Origin of the sequence: Lysobacter sp. TAF61 (genome assembly GCF_052113485.1) — a bacterium.
In the GTDB taxonomy this organism is placed as follows: domain Bacteria; phylum Pseudomonadota; class Gammaproteobacteria; order Xanthomonadales; family Xanthomonadaceae; genus Lysobacter_J.
This window is the reverse complement of record NZ_JBFRDH010000025.1, coordinates 1-1190: the sequence shown is the minus strand read 5'-3', so window position 1 is coordinate 1190 and position 1190 is coordinate 1. Positions and strand designations below refer to the sequence as shown.

General features: G+C 58.5%; 2 protein-coding genes. Both read left to right on the top strand.

Annotated elements, in window-relative coordinates; translation table 11 throughout:
* Nucleotides 1-96 (top strand): Imm53 family immunity protein (locus AB4Y64_RS17670; RefSeq protein ID WP_441817755.1); only part of this gene is annotated, 96 nt, incomplete at its 5' end.
* A 471-nt stretch (nucleotides 97-567) separates the two neighbouring features.
* Nucleotides 568-879: a hypothetical protein gene (locus AB4Y64_RS17665; RefSeq protein WP_441817754.1), complete on the top strand. Its 312-nt coding sequence runs from the start codon at nucleotides 568-570 to the stop codon at nucleotides 877-879.
* The last annotated feature ends 311 nt before the right edge of the window (nucleotides 880-1190 follow it).

Below are 1190 nucleotides of genomic sequence, written 5' to 3'. Positions count from 1 at the left end.
TTCTGTAAGGTTGCGGACAACAAGTTCAGTGCGGCCGGCGGCCCTCAGAAGCTCGAGGAGATCATCAATGAGTTCCTCAAGTGGGCAGCGGCCTAACAATTCATTCAAGCCGACACCGCTCCGCGGCGCGGCTTAACTCTGGCGTTAGGTTGCAATGACAAACTCTGCGCAGCTTGTACTTTGGCAAGGCTTGTTCTACGGGTTAGGCGCTGTTGGACTTTTTGCAATTGGCGCGCTGCCGCTCCGTACGTACATGATTGTTGCCCGATTGAGAGCCGCATCGAGGCCTGCTTGGCACCTCTTTGCGGTCTTATCAGCTTCTGTCGGTTCGGCAATTCTGGCCAGTCAGTTCTTGCTTCACCTAGGCAGATGTCTCTTGGGGTATCACTGCTCCGCAAACGCTGCTGGCGGCTGGATCAACTCCGCATTCTTGGGCGCAATCTATGCTTGCTTTGAGGTTATGGCTTTCGTTGTTCTCTGGGTTGGCGGGCGTCGCCGCTCTGCAACCTAACAGTTCATTCAAGCCGACACCGCTCCGCGGTGCGGCTTAACTCTGGCGTTAGCCCTATGACAGAGCAGTGGTTGCTTGTTGCCTTTGCCATCGCCTTTGCGGCGACGTTCTGGTATCTCGGCGAGTGCATGGTCTTCTTCCACAGACTGGAGACCAAGCATCGAACTCAATGGGAGGCCATGGGCCGCCCCAGCATTTGGGATGCGCGCTCCTTCGGTCCATATCTGAAGATCTTGCTGGGCCTTACCCCCCTTGGCCCGGACATGGCCGGCTGTACCCGTCAGTTACGCCGGATTCGGGCGCTCTTGGCGGTTGGCCTCAGCGCCTACCTGGTTGTCAGCCTTTATCAGGCTACCCATGCGGGCTAACAAGTCATTCAAGCCGAACACCAATCGCTACGCGCTTGGTGTCGGCTTAACTCAGGCGTTAGGCGAGTTGTCGCCGCTGTGCAGCCGTAAGGGCGTAGAGCCGCGCAGGTTGCGGATGCGTGGCGGGCGACTTCGCTAGCCCCTAGTCGCTCTTGTTGGGTRCCGGCTCCGGAAAGGGGAGGGGCTGGTTCACAGGCCTCCGCAAGCTGATACATTTCGGGCCGGGGAAGGTCTAGGACATTTCCGGCGGCAGTTCTCGGCTCCGGTCACGACACTAGGCCTAACAAGTCATTCAAGCCGACACCGCTCCG

What these genes read in the sequence shown, in the direction of transcription:
- AB4Y64_RS17665 (WP_441817754.1), top strand. Translation starts at nt 568, where the DNA reads ATGACAGAGCAGTGGTTGCTTGTTGCCTTTGCCATCGCCTTTGCGGCG.